A 17,682-nucleotide genomic window follows, 5' to 3' on the forward strand; every position below is an offset into this window, starting at 1 on the left:
CCTGCCGGCCCATGGGCCGGCAGGGGCTGACACAGTTTATTTTACAGACCCAAATAATTTTTAGATTTGTTTATTAAGGCGGCACAAGCCAGCCAGATTAGGGCGGTTCATCTTATGATGTCACCGCTCTAACTATTTATAACTACTTTTTCGTTCTCTGTTACTTTGTTCAGGAATTTGGGATCATATTTAATATCAGTTTTCCAAACGATATAGATGAGCCCCAGTAGCTTTCTTTGTACCGCAACAGCTGCCTTCATCTTAATACCGTGTTTACTTACCAGCCGAATAAATACAGCTTTAAACCGATCGTCATGCCTGATGGCTGCTAATGCCGGCATATACATGGCTTTACGTAAGTGCCTGTTCCCTCTTTTTGATATTTTGGATTTTCCTTTTACCGATGAGCCGGATTGCTTTTCCTTTACATCAAATCCCGCATAGCTTTCGATTTGCTTTTTACTTTTAATCAGGTTAAAGCCATTGGTTTCTGCCATGGTAATTATGGCTGTAAGCTTCCCAACCCCTGGTATTGTGCTGATATTGTTTATCTTTTCAACCAATTCCTTATCCTTTTTGATTATTTCAGCGAGGTCTGCTTTAATTTCCTTTTCCTGTTCATTGAATAACCGGATGCGTTGGTGTAGCCTGGCTATGCTTCTTTCGTTGGGAAACGCTTCTGCATTTTCTGCATGCAGTTGATTTTTAGCTACCGTACGTTCTGCGATTATCTGATTCCTTTCGCGTGTCAATTGTTTAAGGTCTCTGAATATTTTTTTTGGTGGTTGCCATAAACTAATCTTCTTTTCCAGTCCAAACTGGCAGATAGCCTGTGATGCTGTTTTGTCGGTGACCGTTTTTGTTTCGAGTGACTTAGCATAATTGTTGATCTTATTAGGAAGTACAATACTTACTTCATAGCCCAGGCCTGAAAGATGATACGCTAATTTTTCGTGATAAACGCCCGTTGCTTCCATTACAAACCGGACCTTTACCTGTTTATCCGTATGTTTCTTTATCCATACTTCTAAAGCAGAAAACCCAGATGGTTTATTGGCAAATGTTTTGAAAGCATAGATATCTGGTTCAATAGAATCATCCATACGTCCAAGAGAAACTACCAACTCTTTTTGAGCTACATCAATGCCTGCTACCTGTTTTAAAATTTTTGCCATCACTTATTAGGTTTGTATTTTCTTAAGTGAACAACCTTTCTTCGTCTTGTCTCCTGGTCGGATATCCTGAATATACAGACCTGCTGTATTCCTTACATTCTGTTCAGACTCTAAAAGGTAAAAAGAATGAGGCCTGATCTCTACATGTACATACTATAAAAGTTGTTTAGACGCGACCCAACTCTCATTCTTTTCACTTAAGATTTCTAATTTATTCCCTTTTTTATTTGATGACAAACATAGGAGACGCATAATTGCGTCTCCCGCATGCAATTTACGGTGGCTGATGATAACCTGCAAAGCGGTTTGTCCTACGGTAGACGCAATTATGCGTCTCTACATAAAAGAAATATTTAATTGTTTAAACAGCGTCTAAGAAGCTGTTTATCCTGTCCCTGGTCGAAGTTGCGCTATCGCTAAACTTCAACCAGTGTTTTTATTTCTCTGCCTCTTTCTTCTTCACCTCCCTGGTCATCTTTAAAGTTAAAAACAGCAATATCCCCAACGAAACCACAATGGCAATCCAAATCAGCGGTGTGCGATCAGGTTTGGCTTCCGTAACTTTCGCTTCGTAACCATCGTTCTTAACCACGGCATCGTGTTTAATAGCCGGGATGTTATCCTTAATACTATCCGTAAAAAATTTCAGATCATACTCCGGTGCTACTGCTGATGAATCGCCTGCCAAAAGCAGGTAGTTCTGTTTCGCTTCGAGATAACTAACCAGGTACTCATCAGATTGAAAGGCGGTAACCTCACCGATGCTTAACGGCGGATTATCGCCATTACTGATCTCAATAAGCAGGTGTTTTGATTTTGCGGCGATGAGCAGATCGGGTGTTTTGGCTGATGACAGTTCGGCATCACTGATCAGTTCTTTACCATTGTTTACAAACTGGTAAACAGTTACCCCCCGTTTGTAATATTTAGGGGCACTTATGCTGAAATGCAGGCGGTTAACCAGGTAGTTATCATCAAGCCTGATCTCAACAAAAGTTGTCCGGTTGCTATCGGCCTTAATAACTTTAACCGGTTTGATAGGTGTGTAAGCCTGTGCTGCCGAAACGTATTCGGTATAAACGCCAGCCTGTAAAAACTTGATGGGGCTTTTGTTTTTATCGTTAACCTGGATTTTTAGATAATGATAATTACTCGCCGGAAAAAATAAGGATTGCATGTAGGTACCTTCGCTGTTTTGAACAGCCTCCTGCAAGGGAATCTCCTCCTGTATGGCAAACCATTGGTTCATATCATCGCTGCCCAACAGGTTCACTTTGCGTTTAACGGCCGTGTTTTGCAGGCGGATCCAAAGCCTGTCGAGCGCCAGGCCGGTTTTGTTTTCGATGGTGAAGGTTGTACCGGTATCGGTAGTTGCACGATCAGCAATCACCGGGAAAACCAAAAAACTTTTCTGGCTTTTTTGCGGCAGGCTGCCGGCCTGTACGTAAGGCACAAAATTGCTTTTATCATCTACAATGCGAATGTCTGATAACCCGGGTTTAGCTTTGGCTACCAATGCAGGCTGCAAAGCTATCCGGTAAAAACCGGTACTGTCAATTTTTTTTAGCGGAGCTTTGTATTTAAAGTTTTTTTGTGCCGATGCGGATAATATCGATCCGCATAACAACAATAGTAAAAACGATACCTTATTCATTTTGCTTAGCCTCCTCTTCATCGGCGGTTTTTTTGGCGGTTCGCTGGTACATAAAGGCCACTATAAGCAGCAATACGCCCAAACAAAAGAAAGCCACAATTTTACCCCAAACCGGGATGTTTTTAATATCGAACAAAAACAATTTTACTAAGGTAAGCGAGAACAGCGTTAATGAAGCAACGCGCATCATCCGCTGTTTGTACTTCATCCCCAGCCACATCAGCTCGAAGGAGAGCAGTCCCCAAAGGATGGGCAGACCGGTTTTAATGTATACGGTTTCTATTCTATCTATCGAGTGCGTCTGGTTATAAAATAACAGGTTGCTCATCAGGCTTACCTCTAAACTTAAAAACACCACTACCACTATGCTTAAGCCCCAGGTAAACAGGCCTATCGCGCCGGCGCTTTGACTTTTGCGGCTTAACATAATTACCCGGTAAAGCAACAGGGCAACAAACACAGCCCCTATCCAATGTGCCATAAAATGACTTGCAGGCACTTTACCGGTTTCGAGCATTACATATTGCAGATCAAAAAACTGTGGGGTTAATAACAGGTAAACCACAATGCAGGTTAATAACAAGCCGAGCTTCAGGTTTTCGGTAAAATTGATAACCGCTATTTTAAAGGATACCAGGTAGTAAACAAATACAAACACCGGCGTATATACCATCATATACAACACATTCAAACCGGTATAAGGGAACCTGTTCAGGAATTGGTGGTTGATCTCAACCAGTCCGCTCAAAAACAAAAGGATCAACCCGGTTATGCTGAAAATTCGCCGGTCTATCACCAGTCCTCTTTTGGTTTGTATTGTGTTATCGGCCATTAGCACCGCCAGCAGGAATGAGCTAACCGCAGCGCAAAGTGTAGTAATAAACCCTTTGTTGGCGATGATGGTGAGTGTTGCAGAGGCATCACTGTAAATTTGGTACCAATCCATCAGCAGGCTCAAAAGCATAGCCACCCACAGCAATAACGAGGTATATTTCATTAAGCCGATGTTTGATTTTTGGTAGAGCCAGTATAAGAGCACCGCTTCCGAAGCCCAGAAGATGGTGATGCTATGCCCATGCAGCTGTATCGGCGCAGCCAGCGATATAAAGGTTAACGTAATACCGATAAGCAGGTACAGAATATTGGTATCCACCTTGCGGTTGCGGAATAATATGTACGACAGAACAAGGTTCACTATCGCCAAACTCACGCAAAACAACCCGCGATATTGCTCATCATGCATCAGCGTAAGCAGGTACAGCCCCGCCGAGAAGTACAGCCCGGTATTGAGCAGCAGGATAGTAAAATCCGAAGCGATGAATTTTTTATTCTCCCGCACGTTATTAGCCACATTCACCGCAAAGTACAGCGCATAAAATATACTGGCGAAAATAAACCCGGTACGGTAAGCAGCAGGCGGAAGTGTATACAACACGGTTGAAAAAACAATAACCGTAAACCCGAACGATACGATATTGAGCACCCGCCAGGCTTTGAAGTAGGCTATAACGAGCAGGCCGGTATTCAATATAAGCAGGTAAGTTAACAGGCCGCTGTAATTTGCGCTGCCATTACTCACCATAAACGGACTGGCGAAGCCGCCCACCAAAGCTACCACCGCCAGTTCCTGCTTATCATACAATAATGACAATGCTACCGCAAAAACGGTAATCACAATTAAAATAATAAAAGCAGTTATCTGGCTAAATAAGTGAAACTGTTGAAAAGCCAGCGTAATGGTAAAATAAAAAACAGCCAAACCGCCGCCAACCAATACCGAGCTGAAAGCCTTGTAGCTGTTGCGTAACCGGTGCGCCACCGCTATTAAAATGCCGCCGCAGGCTATACCAATACCTACACGACCAACCAGGCCTATCCAATCATTATCGATAGCATATTTAACAAAAAAGCCAATGGCCAATACCAATATGGCAATACCGATTTTGTTAACAAGGTTTTCGCCGATAAATTTTTCCAGGTCGGGATGGCGTTCAAAAAACGACTGACGTGGTTCGCGTGGTCTAGCCGGTTCATAATCGCGGGTTTTTATTGGGCGATGGATGGTTGAGCCGCTATCTGCAATAATTTCGGTATGCCGTTCAATTTTAGGCGGTGTAACAGGCTCGGGTTTTATTTCATGACCAACAGGAGGGTGTGGTTCCGGGTCTGGCTTTGGTGTGGCGGGGACCGGCGTTGGCTCAGGAATAACCGGTTTATGGGCCGCTGCTCTTTTATCGGCTTCATCAACTATCCTGGTAGTTTTCAGATATTCAACAAGGCGCTTTAATTCGTGTATTTTTTGTTCGAGATCGTCGATCTTTTTGCTTAAACTGCCCTTGTGGCTTAGCATTATAACAATGATCACCAGCAATAAAAAGACGGTTAATACATCCATAGTTTTAGGTTTGTAAAAACTAAAGATAGCGGAAATATGAAATAAAACAGTGTTTGGGGGAATAATGGGGGGCGATTGGCTATGTAATATTCCTTTCCTGCCGCAAGCGCCCTCGCTTGTGGCCCGCGTTTAGGTCGCCAATTTAACAATCCGCATGTATAGCTTAGCATGATGCCCACAAGCGAGGACGCTTGCGGTAGCGATTGATTTTGATCTTCATCGAATAAATTGTAAATATCACACTAATTATTCGTGACTAAAATTTAATTTAGCCCAACACCGCCTGTAAACCGCATCGTTTCATGAAAACAGTTTTAAAAGGATTCATCTTTATCGCGTTCTTGTTTTTTATTAACACCAGCTTCGCGCAAACTATCAACCCCGCGTTACTCCGCGGGCCATGGAAAGCATCATGGATCGCCGCTGCCGATGAATCTCCACGGGATTACGGGGTTTACTATTTCAGGAAAAGCATTGAACTTGCTACAAAGCCTGCCACATTTGTGGTGCATGTATCTGCTGATAACCGTTATAAACTTTATGTAAATCAAAAACTGGTTTCCTTAGGCCCCGCCCGCAGCGATACTTATTACTGGAACTACGAAACGGTTGATCTGGCACCTTATCTATCCGCAGGAAAAAACACCATTGCCGCCGAGGTTTGGAACGATGGTGATTATCGCCCCGAAGCACAGATCTCGCTACAAACCGGTTTTATTATGCAGGGCGATACGCCAACCGAAGAGGTTATCAACACCAACAAAACCTGGAAAGGCATCCGCGATAAGGCTTTTAAACCGATTACCGGCATAGGCTGGCATCCCTATTATGTGGCCGGGCCGGGCGAGCGCTTAGATCTGAACGCATCTGTAAAGGGTTGGGACAAACCGGATTTTGACGATAGCGCATGGAAAAACGCTGTCCGCATTGATGCCGGTAATCCAAAAGGTACCGTAAATGCTTTTGGATGGATGCTGGTGCCAACGCCAATCCCATCAATGGAAATGAAACTGCAGCGGATCGAAAAGCTTCGTAAAGCCGATGGCGTTACGGTTCCTGCTTCATTCCCTGCAACGCAAACAGCCGTTACTATACCGGCAAATACTACGGCAACTTTAATACTCGATCAAGCTTATTTAACCAACGCTTTTGTTACCCTCAATTTTAGTAAAGGAAAGAACGCGGGCATCGGCATCAGCTATACCGAATCGTTATTTAAAACCTTAACCGGCCCCGAGGGGCATGTAAAAGGCAACAGGAACGATGTTGATGGGAAAATATTTGCAGGCAGGAGGGATAGCATTATTGCCGATGGTGCATCCGGTAATAGTTTTACCACATTAACCTGGCGAACTTTCCGCTATATCGAACTAAAAATAACTACCCAAAACGAGCCATTGATTATTGACGATATCTACGGAACCTTCACCGGCTACCCTTTCCGGATGAATGCCAAACTGGAAACCGGCAACCCCGAGATCCAACAGATGCTGGATATCGGCTGGCGCACCGCCCGCCTTTGCGCCGCCGAAACCTATATGGATTGCCCATATTACGAGCAGTTACAATACGTGGGTGATACGCGTATCCAGGCTCTTGTATCATTTTACAACAGCGGCGACGACAGGTTGGTACGCAATGCCATTAACCTGATGGACCGTTCCCGCCTGGCCGAGGGCGTAACGCTGAGCCGTCACCCCTCATTTTCGCCACAGGTAATCTCTACGTTTTCGTTATGGTATATCGGCATGTTGCATGATTACTGGATGTACCGCCCCGATAGCCTTTTTATAAAAGATAAACTGGCCGGCACACGCGATGTGCTCAACTTCTTCTCTAAATATCAACAGGCCGACGGCTCTTTAAAAAATACCCCATACTGGACATTTGTTGATTGGGTAAACGATAAAGGCTGGGATTTTGGCCAGGCCCCCAAAAGCGCGAAAGGAACATCGGCAATTTTAGATCTGCAATTGATGTGGGCCTATCAGCAAGCCGCCCAAATGGAGGCTAAAATGGGCATGCCGGTTTTTGCCGCTTTGTATAAGGCCAAAGCCGCGCAGTTAAAAGCAACCATTCAGCGTAAATATTGGGATGCAGGCAAAAAACTTTACGCCGATACCGAGGATAAACAGCTGTTTTCGCAGCATACCAATTCAATAGCCCTGTTAACCGGGATGCTTAACTCTACCGGCGAACATGACCTTGCTTTGAAATTATTGAACGATACTTCGATCACCAAATGTACCATCTACTTTAAATACTATTTACATCAAGCTTTGGTTAAAGGAGGTTTGGGCGATGATTACCTCAACTGGCTCAGCATTTGGCGTGATAATATTGAAATGGGCCTCACCACCTGGGCCGAGATCTCTGATTTGGATCACAACCGGTCTGATTGCCACGCCTGGGGAGCAAGCCCGAACATTGAGTTTTACCGAACAGTTTTAGGAGTGGATACCTATGCGCCGGGCTTTAGCAAAATAAAGATCGAGCCGCATTTGGGGACGATCAAAAATATAAGCGGTGAAGTGCCGCATCCTAATGGAAAAGTGGTTGCCAAATACGCATTGGTTAACGGCAAGTGGAATGTGAACGTTGATCTACCTAAAAACACAACAGGCATATTTGTATGGAAAGGGAAAACTTTTCAGCTTAAAACAGGTAGTAATAATCTGGTGATTTGATAATGCGATTGGGTTTAAAAAGCCAGTATTAACTAACGCTTTAAAACAACTCGACAAACCCATCACGTCATTGCGAGGTACGAAGCAATCCCCAAGCAGCAGAGAGGCTATACAAATCCGCCCTGTAAAGTCGGGGATTGCTTCGTACCTCGCAATGACGTGGTGGAAGACTGGGATTACATTAGGCTATACCTAAGGGTAGATTTACCATGTTATTTGATAAAACCCGCACATGTTATTAACATTTTACCTTAATTGCATTGATTTTGCCACGCATAAGTAAAATACCGTTTAAAATTTGCCCCTTAAACAAAAGCAAGCCTAACTTTACTTTTGTTGCCTTAGGGCAAATTGATTTTATCGCACGATTTAACAATTTGATATTATTAAAAATGTGATATTTATGCGCTGGTCGATCAATTGATTGTAACAGTTTACTAACCAGCTAAATAAATTACGCTAAATGAAAAATACGCCAGCCCAGTTAAGAGTTCTGTCTATCGATATCGGTGGTTCGCACATCAAAGCCACTATCCTCAATAAAAAAGGCGAGTTAAAAATGGAATATGATAAAATTCCAACCCCCGCGCCTGCCAATCCTGATAATGTAATTAAAGCTATCAATACCCTGGTAAAAGACTTCCCGGCTTACGATAAAATTTCGGTTGGCTTTCCGGGCTATGTTAAAGATGGTGTGGTAAAAACCGCCCCTAACCTGGGTACTGATTTTTGGGCAGATGTTGACCTGAGCAAAAAACTGGAAAAATCATTAGGCAAACCTGCACAGGTTGTTAACGATGCCGATATGCAGGGGCTTGGCGTTGCATCAGGTAAAGGACTTGAAATGGTGATCACTTTGGGTACCGGATTTGGCACCGCTTTGTTAATGAACGGTCATTTATTGCCTCACTTCGAGCTATCACACCTGCCTGTAAAAGAGGGCATGGACTACGATGACTACATAGGCGACCGGGCTTTAGATAAAGAAGGCAAGGAAAAATGGAATAAGCGCATGAAAAAGGTTTTCAAAATACTGAAAACCGTATTCAACTACGATACTTTATATATAGGCGGAGGCAATTCAGACAAGCTTGACTTTAAGCTGGATAAAAATATGAAAATTGTTACCAATGCCGATGGTATAAAAGGCGGCGCAAGGCTTTGGCTTACCGAAGAGGAAAGCAAAACCAAACGCAAAGTTGCTACCCCTACCGAATAAGTAAAACATTAAACATACAATACCTACAGATAATGGAAAACACAAAAGACATAGAAAAATTGGCAATCGATACCGTAAGGGTACTTGCTGCCGATGCGGTTCAAAAAGCAAATTCCGGTCACCCTGGTACAGCGATGGCCTTAGCACCGATGGGGCATGTTTTATGGACAAAGTTTTTAAACTACAACCCTAAAAACCCCGATTGGGCAAACCGCGACAGGTTTATCCTTTCGGCTGGTCACGCCTGTATTTTGCAATACAACTTTTTGTATTTAACCGGCTATGATCTTTCTTTAGATGATATCAAACAGTTTCGCCAGCTGAACAGCAAAACTGCCGGTCACCCGGAATATGGTTTGGCTCCGGGTATTGAAGTAACAACCGGTCCGCTGGGCCAGGGTTTTGCCAACGCGGTGGGTTTCGCCATTGCGCAGAAACATTTGGCTGCACGCTATAACAAGCCTGGTTTTGAGCTGTTCAATTACAACATTTACACCATTTGCAGCGATGGCGATTTGATGGAAGGTGTAACTTCCGAAGCCGCTTCGCTGGCCGGTCACCTGCAATTGGGTAACCTGATCTATTTATATGATGATAACCACATCTCTATCGAAGGCAGTACCGATATTGCCTTTAATGAAGATGTAAGCGCCCGTTTCCGCGCATATGGCTGGCACGTACAGGACCTGACAGATGTGAACGATACCCATGCTTTAGAGCTGGCATTGATCAACGCAAAATCTGAAACTCAGAAACCATCATTTATCCGTGTTCGTTCATTGATCGCTTACGGTAGCCCTAATAAATCGGGTACTGCAGGTTCACATGGTTCGCCGCTGGGTGCTGACGAGATTAAACTGGTAAAAGAGTTTTTCGGTTTCGATCCTGAAAAATCATTCAACGTGCCTGATGAAGTGCTGGATTACTACCACAAAAAAGGCGCACGTGGTGCATCGGCCGAAGAAAAATGGAACAAGCTGTTTGCCGATTACAAAGCCAAATTCCCCGAATTAGCTGCCGAGTACGAAGCTGCATCCAAAGGTGAGTTACCGGCAGGCTGGAAAGATAAATTGCCTGTATTTAAAGGTTCAGACCCTAAAATGGCAACCCGCCAGGCGTCGGGCAAAGTGTTGAACGCTATCGCCCCTGCATTGCCTAACCTGATTGGTGGCGCTGCCGACTTAGCTCCATCTACAGAAACCAACCTGAAAGAATTTGATTCATTTACATCAGAAAACCGTGGCGGTCGTAACTTCCACTTCGGTATCCGCGAGCATGCCATGGGATCGGCCCTGAATGGTATGGCCTTAACTAAAGGGTTGTTGCCATTTGGTGCTACCTTCCTGATGTTCTCTGAATATATGCGCCCGCCAATCCGTTTGGCGGCCATCATGAAAATCAACCCGATATTTGTTTATACGCACGATAGTATTGGTTTGGGCGAGGATGGTACAACCCACCAGCCTGTTGAGCAATTGGCTTCGTTACGTTCAATCCCTAACTTAACCGTGATCCGCCCGGCAGATGCCAACGAAAGTGCGCATGCATGGCGTGTAGCTATCGAGAAAAAAGGCGGCCCTACTGTGCTGGTATTCACCCGCCAGGGCTTACCTATCCTCGACCAGGATAAATATGGCAAAGCCGAAAACCTGGAGAAAGGTGCTTATGTGCTATCAGAAGGCAGCAAAGGCCCGGATCTGATCCTGATCGCTACCGGATCGGAAGTGGCACTGATCATGCAGGCTCAGGAAAAATTAGAAGCCGAAGGTATCTCGACCCGTGTGGTTAGTATGCCATCGTGGGAGCTGTTTGAAAAACAGGATGCTGAGTACAAAGAATCGGTATTCCCTAAAGCAAGCAAAAAACGTTTGGCTGTAGAAATGGCATCACCAATGGGCTGGCACAAATACACTACCGATGAGGGCGACATGTTAGGCATGACCACCTTCGGCGAATCGGCCCCGGCAGAAGATTTGTACAAACACTTCGGCTTTACTGTTGATAACGTTGTTAAAAAAGCGAAAGCATTATTATAGTGAGTAGTGATTAGTGAGCGGTGAGTAGTTTGCTATTCACCACTCACCATTCACTGCTCTCCATTCACCATACCATGAACTGGAACAGCAACCTGATAAATAACCTGGAGTGGGCCGATAAGATCATCAACATTGAAGGCAAACAAAAGGTAGCGGCCGAGATTGCCGCTAAAGTTAAGGATGGCGACATTATAGGTGTTGGCTCCGGCTCAACATCATACCTGGCTTTGGTGGCTATTGCCCAAAGGGTTAAAGATGAAAAACTGAATGTAAAGGCTATCCCTACTTCGGTAGAGCTTTCGATGTTTTGCGCCAAGCTGGGTTTGCCTGTTACATCACTGTACGAGCATAAACCCGATTGGCTTTTTGATGGTGCCGATGAGGTTGATCCGGATAAAAGCCTGATAAAAGGCAGGGGCGGGGCCATGTTTAAAGAGAAATTATTGATCAGTTCGAGTGCTATTAGCTATATCATAGTTGATGAATCGAAAATGGTTAATAAATTAGGCGCGAAATTCCCGGTGCCTATCGAGGTGTTCCCGCAGGCTTTACCTTATGTGGAAAAGGAATTGAAAAGTTTAGGGGCTACCGAAATAGCTATACGACCGGCAAAAGGTAAAGACGGACCGATAATTTCGGAGAACGGCAACCTGGTACTGGATTGCAAATTTGATGAGATAGGGAAAAGTTTTGAAAGGGATATTAAATCGATAACGGGCGTAATTGAGAGCGGACTGTTTATAGGCTACGAACTGAACATTGTAATGGCCGCTAATTGATGGCATGTTAACAAACTATGATATAAATCTTACAATTAACGGCTCAGTTATTAAGAACTTTACATAACAGATCGATTTGGTAGCAATTTTTACTACCTTCATCGCGCTTTTAACAAATTAATTAAATCACACAAAAACAAACCCAATTATGGCAACTAATAATGTAGCGCAGATACACGGTTTTGGTCAAAGCATTTGGCTTGACTTTATCGATCGTGAAATCATTTCATCAGGAAAACTTAAACAGTTAATTGACGTTGACGGCGTTCGCGGCGTTACTTCAAACCCTGCAATTTTTGAAAAAGCAATCAGCAGCAGTTCTGATTATGACGCTGATATCGCTGCGCTTAAATCTGAAACTGATAACGAAAAGCTATTTTTTGAAATTGCTGTTAAAGATATCCAGGCTGCTGCCGACCTGTTTAAAGGTGTTTACGAAGAATCGAACAAAGTTGATGGCTATGTAAGCCTTGAAGTTTCTCCGTTTTTGGCTTTAGATACCGAAGGCACTGCTAAACAAGCTGAAGAACTTTGGAAAAAAGTTGACCGCGAAAACGTAATGATCAAAATCCCTGGCACTAAACCGGGTTTGGCTGCTATTCAGCAATCAATTGCGAAAGGGATCAATATCAACGTTACCTTATTGTTCGGCTTGGAGCGTTATGAAGAAGTAACCGAAGCATACATTGCCGGTTTGGAAGAGCATTTGGCTGCAGGCCACAAAATTGCTCATATTTCATCGGTAGCCAGCTTCTTCCTGAGCCGTATCGACGTTATCGTTGATCCGATCATCGAAGCTAAAGGCGAAAAAGAGCTGTATGGCGAGGTCGCAATCGCATCGGCTAAAAAAGCTTACGAAATTTACAAACGCGTATTCAGCGGCGAAAGATGGGAAAAACTTGCCGAGCAAGGTGCGCAACCACAGCGTTTACTTTGGGCAAGCACAGGCAGCAAAAACCCTGCATTTAAAGATACCAAATATGTAGAGGCTTTGATCGGCCCTGAAACTGTTGATACCGTTCCGTTGGAAACTGTTGAAGCATTCCGCGATCATGGTGTTGCTGCTGCAACCTTAGAAACAGGTTTAGATAAAGCTACCGAGATCCTTGCAAAATTACCTTCATTAGGCATCGACCTGGCTGCTGTAACCCAACAGTTAGAAGATGAAGGCATCGAGAAATTCAACAAGCCTTTCGAAAAGCTGTTGAACGCCATCGAAACACAGAAAAATAAGTAATAAGTTCTAAGTCGGAAGTCGAAAGTCTTGAGTTTTAAGTCATTTTTTGACTTAGAACTTGAGACTTAAGACTTTCGACTATCAAAAATACTCCTATGGAAGTTGCCGATTTAAAGATCCTTTTTTTTGACGTGGGCGGCATTTTGCTGTCGAACGGATGGGGACACGAAGCCCGCGAAGAAGCGGCTAAAAGGTTTAACCTTGATTATGCCGAGGTAAACGCCCTCCACAATTTTATTTTCAATGTATACGAAATTGGCAGTGTCACGCTCGACGAATACCTGGATACGGTAATTTTTAACCACCCAAGGGATTTTGTACGTGAAGACTTTAAGGATTTTATCTATTCCACCTCGGTTGAATTGCCTATGCTGCAATTTTTAAAGGATTGGAAAAAAGATTGCGGCTTCCGCATTATATCAGTAAATAACGAAGGTAAAGAGCTTAACGATTACAGGGTACGCAAGTTTAAACTGCACGAGTGTTTTGATGCCTTTGTATCATCGTGCGAGGTAAAAATGCGCAAGCCTGATCCGGGTATCTGGCAGCTGGCCATGGGTATTGCCCAGGCGTCGCCGCAGCAATGCGTTTATTTCGACGACCGTAAAATGTTTGTTGATACCGCGCAAAAATTGGGCATCCGCTCGTTCCAGCACACCAGCCTCGAAAGCACAAAACAAATTTTAGAAAATCTTAAAAACGAAAACCTCAAGAAAAAATGAGCGCAACAGAAAATAAATACGCCTTTGGTATGATTGGCCTGGGTGTTATGGGTCGCAGTTTGTTGTTAAACATGGCCGATCACGGCTTCGCGGTTGCCGGACACGATAAAGATACCGGTAAAGTAGATTCATTAAACCAGGAAGCCGGCGACAGGGCCGCTAAAGGCTTTGCCGATGTTAAAGAATTTATTCAAAGCTTAACCACGCCAAGGGCCATCATGATGCTGGTACCTGCCGGTAAAATTGTTGACGCTGTTATTGAGGAATTAACCCCGCTGTTGGATAAAGGCGATATCCTGATAGATGGCGGTAACTCGCATTTTACTGATACAAACCGCCGTGTTGAAGAATTGGAAGCTAAAGGCTTGCACTTCTTCGGTATGGGTGTATCAGGTGGTGAAGAAGGCGCTCGCCGCGGCCCAAGCATGATGCCGGGTGGCGATAAAGACGCTTACGCCGTAATGAAACCTATTTTCGAAGCCATTGCCGCTAAAGTTAACGGCGAACCTTGTGTTACCTATATTGGCCCTGGCGCATCAGGTCACTTTGTTAAAATGGTACACAATGGTATCGAGTACGGTATTATGCAGGTAATTGCCGAAACTTACGAGATCCTGAAAAAAGGCCTGAAAGTAAGCAACGAAGAAATTGGCGAACTATTCGCAAAATGGAATGAAGGCCGTTTGCAATCATTCCTGTTAGATATCACGAAAGATATTTTCAAATACAAAGCTCCGGGTACCGATCATTTATTGTTAGATGATATTAAAGACGAAGCTAAAGCTAAAGGTACCGGTAAATGGACTTCGCAAGTTGCTATGGATCTGGTAACCCCGATCCCAACCATCGATACATCAGTATCCATGCGCGATCTGTCAAAATACAAATCAGTGCGCGAAAAAGCATCGGCTATTTACAACGAGCCTATCGAGCTTCAGGGCGATAAAGAAGAATTATTGGTTGCTTTAGAGCAGGCATTTTACTTCACCAGCATCGTTACCTACGCACAAGGTATGCACTTGTTAACCAAAGCATCAGAAGAGTTCAAATATGATCTGCACCTTGGCGAGATCGCTAAGATCTGGAGAGGCGGCTGTATTATCCGTTCAGCGTTCTTGAGCGATATTTACAACGCTTACAGCAAAGATCAAACATTGCCACACTTATTGCTTGACAGCGATATCGCGGCATTGGTTAAAGAAACATTGCCGGGTATTCGTAAAGTATTATCGGCTACAACTGCTGCCGGTGTTGGCGCTCCGGGCTATGCTTCGGCATTAAGCTATTTCGATGCTTTCCGCAGCGAAAGGATGCCATCAAACTTAACCCAGGCACAACGCGATTACTTTGGCGCGCATACTTACGAGCTTATTGGTAAAGAAGGTACCTTCCATACCCAATGGGCACCTGCAAACGACTAATTAACGCTATTAATTAAACACAACAATGAGCACAACTGCTAAATCAGAGCCTACTATATTTATTATTTTCGGCGGCACCGGCGATTTGAACGCCCGTAAAATTGCTCCGGCCTTATACAACCTCTACCTGGATGGCTGGATGCCGGAAAAATTTTCGATCATCGGTACCGGCCGTACCAAATTAACCGACGAGCAATTCAGGGAGAACCTGTACAGGGATATCAACCAGTTTTCGCGCAGCGGTAAAACCGACGAGAAACAATGGGCCGAATTTGTGAAGAATGTTTACTTCCAGGTATCGGATGCCAACGATTTTGAAACTTACAAAGAGTTTGGCAAACGTATTGACAAACATAATGCCGAGTGGAAAACCAAAGCAAACGTGTTGTTTTACCTTGCAGTAGCACCAAACTTCTTCCCGATCATCGCCTCGAATATCTCTAAAGCCAAATTGGCTGAAGATAAAAAACGCGTAAGGATCATTATCGAAAAACCATTTGGTCATGACCTGGAAACAGCTAAAGAACTGAACGCTTTATTAAAAAGTATTTTTGATGAGTGCCAGATCTACCGTATCGACCATTACCTTGGTAAAGAAACCGTACAAAATATTATGGCTTTCCGCTTTGCCAACTCCATTATGGAGCCACTGTGGAACCGTAACCATATCGAACACGTGCAGATCTCGGTTACCGAGCAACTGGGCGTTGAAGAGCGTGGCGATTACTACGACGGCTCGGGCGCTATGCGCGATATGATCCAGAATCACCTGCTGCAATTGCTTTGCCACATTGCCATGGAGCCGCCTATCAGCTTCAGCGCCGATGAGGTTCGCGACCGTAAGGTTGATGTATTGAAAGCGATGCGCAAATTCACCGCCGAAGATATCCGTACCTCAACCGTACGCGGCCAATACGGCAGCGGCTGGATGAAAGGCAAAGAAGTACCGGGCTACCGCGAAGAACCTAAAGTTGACAAAGAATCGAACACTGAAACATTCGCGGCCATAAAATTCTTCATCGATAACTGGCGCTGGCAGGGTGTTCCTTTCTACCTGCGTACAGGTAAAAGGCTACACCAGTCATCATCGGTAATTACCATCCAGTTTAAAGATGTTCCTCACCAGATTTTCCCGGCCGAGGCTACTGAAAGCTGGCAGCAAAACAGGCTCATCATCAGCATCCAGCCAGAAATGAGCATCCGTTTGCAGGTACAGGCTAAACGCCCTGGTATTGATATGGTATTAAACGCTGTTGATATGGTGTTTGACTACAAAGGTACTTACACCAACCAGGCCCCTGAAGCTTACGAAACCCTTATTTTGGATACCATGATGGGCGATCAGACTCTGTTTATGCGTGGCGACCAGGTTGAAGAAGCATGGGCTTTAGTAATGCCTATCCTGAGTGCATGGCAAAACAAAAAGAGCCTCAACTTCCCTAACTATTCGGCCGATTCATGGGGACCTGAAGCTGCTGAAGCTTTAATTGCCCGCGATGGTTATAACTGGTTCACTTTACCTGTAAACGGTAAAAAATAAAACATACAGATGAAACTGAACATATATAACACCGAAGCAGAGGTTTTAACAGGCCTTGCCGATCATTTTGTAACGCTGGCCACCCAAGCCATCAACAAAAACGGTAAGTTCACTGTGGCCCTTTCTGGCGGCAGCTCGCCAAAAAAACTGTACGAGCTACTGGCTTCAACAACCTATGCCGACCAGGTAAACTGGGAAAAGGTATTCTTCTTTTTTGGCGATGAGCGTAACGTACCTCATGACCATAAAGACAGTAACTACCTGATGGCTAAAAAGGCACTGTTTGAGCCATTGCTGATCAGCCCGGCACAGATCTTCCCGGTTGAAACATCATTTGGCCCTGCCGAAGCTGCTGCAAAATACTGGGAGGTGATCTCGGCGTTTTTTGACGACGGCGAAGTAAGTTTCGACCTGGTATTGTTAGGCCTTGGCGATAACTCACATACCGCTTCATTATTCCCATACACCCCGGTACTGCACGACAGAACTCCGGGTGTAAAAGAAGTATGGCTGGAAGATCAGCAGGTATGGCGTATCACCCTGAATGCCCCGTTAATTAATGATGCTGCCCAAATAGCATTTTTAGTATACGGTGCAGGTAAAGCCGAAGCTGTTAAACACGTCCTTGAGGATGATGAGGATATTGAGCTATATCCGGCTCAACTGATAGATTCAATCGCAGGCGAGGTAGAATGGTTTCTGGATGAACCGGCTGCTGCCGCTTTGGAAACTGAAGAGTAATCAGATTTTACTTTATAATGAAAAGGGTTTAAGCGGATGCTTAAGCCCTTTTTTAATCCCCCTAAAAGATTTCTGG

12 protein-coding genes are annotated in these 17,682 nt (G+C 44.3%); 9 read left to right on the forward strand and 3 right to left on the reverse strand.

The features are described from left to right. Positions 1–128: 128 nt before the first annotated feature. The 3 genes from HYN43_RS25000 to HYN43_RS25010 form a co-directional block, all read right to left on the reverse strand. Positions 129–1,175, reverse strand: a complete 1,047-nt coding sequence (locus HYN43_RS25000; RefSeq protein ID WP_119406621.1) for an IS110 family RNA-guided transposase — start codon at positions 1,173–1,175, stop codon at positions 129–131. A gap of 436 nt (positions 1,176–1,611) precedes the next feature. Further along, the gene (locus tag HYN43_RS25005; RefSeq protein ID WP_119406622.1) at positions 1,612–2,850 is read right to left on the reverse strand and encodes a hypothetical protein; all 1,239 of its coding nucleotides are present in this window, start codon (positions 2,848–2,850) and stop codon (positions 1,612–1,614) included. Further along, the gene (locus HYN43_RS25010) at positions 2,822–5,224 is read right to left on the reverse strand and encodes a DUF2339 domain-containing protein (RefSeq protein WP_119406623.1); all 2,403 of its coding nucleotides are present in this window, start codon (positions 5,222–5,224) and stop codon (positions 2,822–2,824) included. Before HYN43_RS25010 ends, HYN43_RS25005 begins: the two co-directional genes overlap by 29 nt. A gap of 302 nt (positions 5,225–5,526) precedes the next feature. Here HYN43_RS25010 and HYN43_RS25015 point away from each other — a divergent pair, with 302 nt between their 5' ends. From HYN43_RS25015 to pgl, 9 genes are all read left to right on the forward strand, one after another. Next, positions 5,527–7,911 (forward strand): alpha-L-rhamnosidase-related protein, encoded by a 2,385-nt coding sequence (locus HYN43_RS25015; RefSeq protein WP_119406624.1) that lies wholly within the window; start codon positions 5,527–5,529, stop codon positions 7,909–7,911. 463 nt (positions 7,912–8,374) lie between these two features. After that, positions 8,375–9,130, forward strand: coding sequence for an ROK family protein (locus tag HYN43_RS25020; protein WP_119406625.1), 756 nt, complete (start codon positions 8,375–8,377; stop codon positions 9,128–9,130). 32 nt (positions 9,131–9,162) lie between these two features. Next, on the forward strand, positions 9,163–11,166 hold the full coding sequence (gene tkt / locus HYN43_RS25025; RefSeq protein WP_162996622.1) for a transketolase: 2,004 nt from the start codon (positions 9,163–9,165) through the stop codon (positions 11,164–11,166). Between the two features lie 74 nt (positions 11,167–11,240). Continuing rightward, the gene (gene rpiA / locus HYN43_RS25030; RefSeq protein WP_119406626.1) at positions 11,241–11,945 is read left to right on the forward strand and encodes a ribose 5-phosphate isomerase A; all 705 of its coding nucleotides are present in this window, start codon (positions 11,241–11,243) and stop codon (positions 11,943–11,945) included. Positions 11,946–12,093: 148 nt separating this feature from the next. Beyond that, a complete protein-coding gene (gene tal, locus HYN43_RS25035; protein ID WP_119406627.1) occupies positions 12,094–13,182 on the forward strand; it encodes a transaldolase in 1,089 nt (362 codons plus the stop codon). Positions 13,183–13,277: 95 nt separating this feature from the next. After that, entirely contained in the window at positions 13,278–13,904 is a 627-nt protein-coding gene (locus tag HYN43_RS25040) for an HAD family hydrolase (protein WP_119406628.1), read from the forward strand. Further along, complete coding sequence (gene gndA, locus HYN43_RS25045) at positions 13,901–15,325, forward strand: NADP-dependent phosphogluconate dehydrogenase (protein ID WP_119406629.1); 1,425 nt, start codon at positions 13,901–13,903, stop codon at positions 15,323–15,325. Before HYN43_RS25040 ends, gndA begins: the two co-directional genes overlap by 4 nt. Before the next feature lie 25 nt (positions 15,326–15,350). Next, complete coding sequence (gene zwf / locus HYN43_RS25050) at positions 15,351–16,865, forward strand: glucose-6-phosphate dehydrogenase (RefSeq protein ID WP_119406630.1); 1,515 nt, start codon at positions 15,351–15,353, stop codon at positions 16,863–16,865. Positions 16,866–16,874: 9 nt separating this feature from the next. Further along, entirely contained in the window at positions 16,875–17,606 is a 732-nt protein-coding gene (pgl, locus tag HYN43_RS25055; protein ID WP_119406631.1) for a 6-phosphogluconolactonase, read from the forward strand. The last annotated feature ends 76 nt before the right edge of the window (positions 17,607–17,682 follow it).

It is taken from the genome of Mucilaginibacter celer (genome assembly GCF_003576455.2).
Taxonomy (GTDB): Bacteria; Bacteroidota; Bacteroidia; order Sphingobacteriales; family Sphingobacteriaceae; genus Mucilaginibacter; species Mucilaginibacter celer.

What these genes read in the sequence shown, in the direction of transcription:
- tkt (WP_162996622.1), top strand. Translation starts at nt 9,163, where the DNA reads ATGGAAAACACAAAAGACATAGAAAAATTGGCAATCGATACCGTAAGG.
- HYN43_RS25020 (WP_119406625.1), top strand. Translation starts at nt 8,375, where the DNA reads ATGAAAAATACGCCAGCCCAGTTAAGAGTTCTGTCTATCGATATCGGT.
- zwf (WP_119406630.1), top strand. Translation starts at nt 15,351, where the DNA reads ATGAGCACAACTGCTAAATCAGAGCCTACTATATTTATTATTTTCGGC.
- pgl (WP_119406631.1), top strand. Translation starts at nt 16,875, where the DNA reads ATGAAACTGAACATATATAACACCGAAGCAGAGGTTTTAACAGGCCTT.
- HYN43_RS25005 (WP_119406622.1), bottom strand. Translation starts at nt 2,850, where the DNA reads ATGAAGAGGAGGCTAAGCAAAATGAATAAGGTATCGTTTTTACTATTG.
- HYN43_RS25040 (WP_119406628.1), top strand. Translation starts at nt 13,278, where the DNA reads ATGGAAGTTGCCGATTTAAAGATCCTTTTTTTTGACGTGGGCGGCATT.
- rpiA (WP_119406626.1), top strand. Translation starts at nt 11,241, where the DNA reads ATGAACTGGAACAGCAACCTGATAAATAACCTGGAGTGGGCCGATAAG.
- HYN43_RS25010 (WP_119406623.1), bottom strand. Translation starts at nt 5,224, where the DNA reads ATGGATGTATTAACCGTCTTTTTATTGCTGGTGATCATTGTTATAATG.
- HYN43_RS25000 (WP_119406621.1), bottom strand. Translation starts at nt 1,175, where the DNA reads ATGGCAAAAATTTTAAAACAGGTAGCAGGCATTGATGTAGCTCAAAAA.
- tal (WP_119406627.1), top strand. Translation starts at nt 12,094, where the DNA reads ATGGCAACTAATAATGTAGCGCAGATACACGGTTTTGGTCAAAGCATT.
- gndA (WP_119406629.1), top strand. Translation starts at nt 13,901, where the DNA reads ATGAGCGCAACAGAAAATAAATACGCCTTTGGTATGATTGGCCTGGGT.
- HYN43_RS25015 (WP_119406624.1), top strand. Translation starts at nt 5,527, where the DNA reads ATGAAAACAGTTTTAAAAGGATTCATCTTTATCGCGTTCTTGTTTTTT.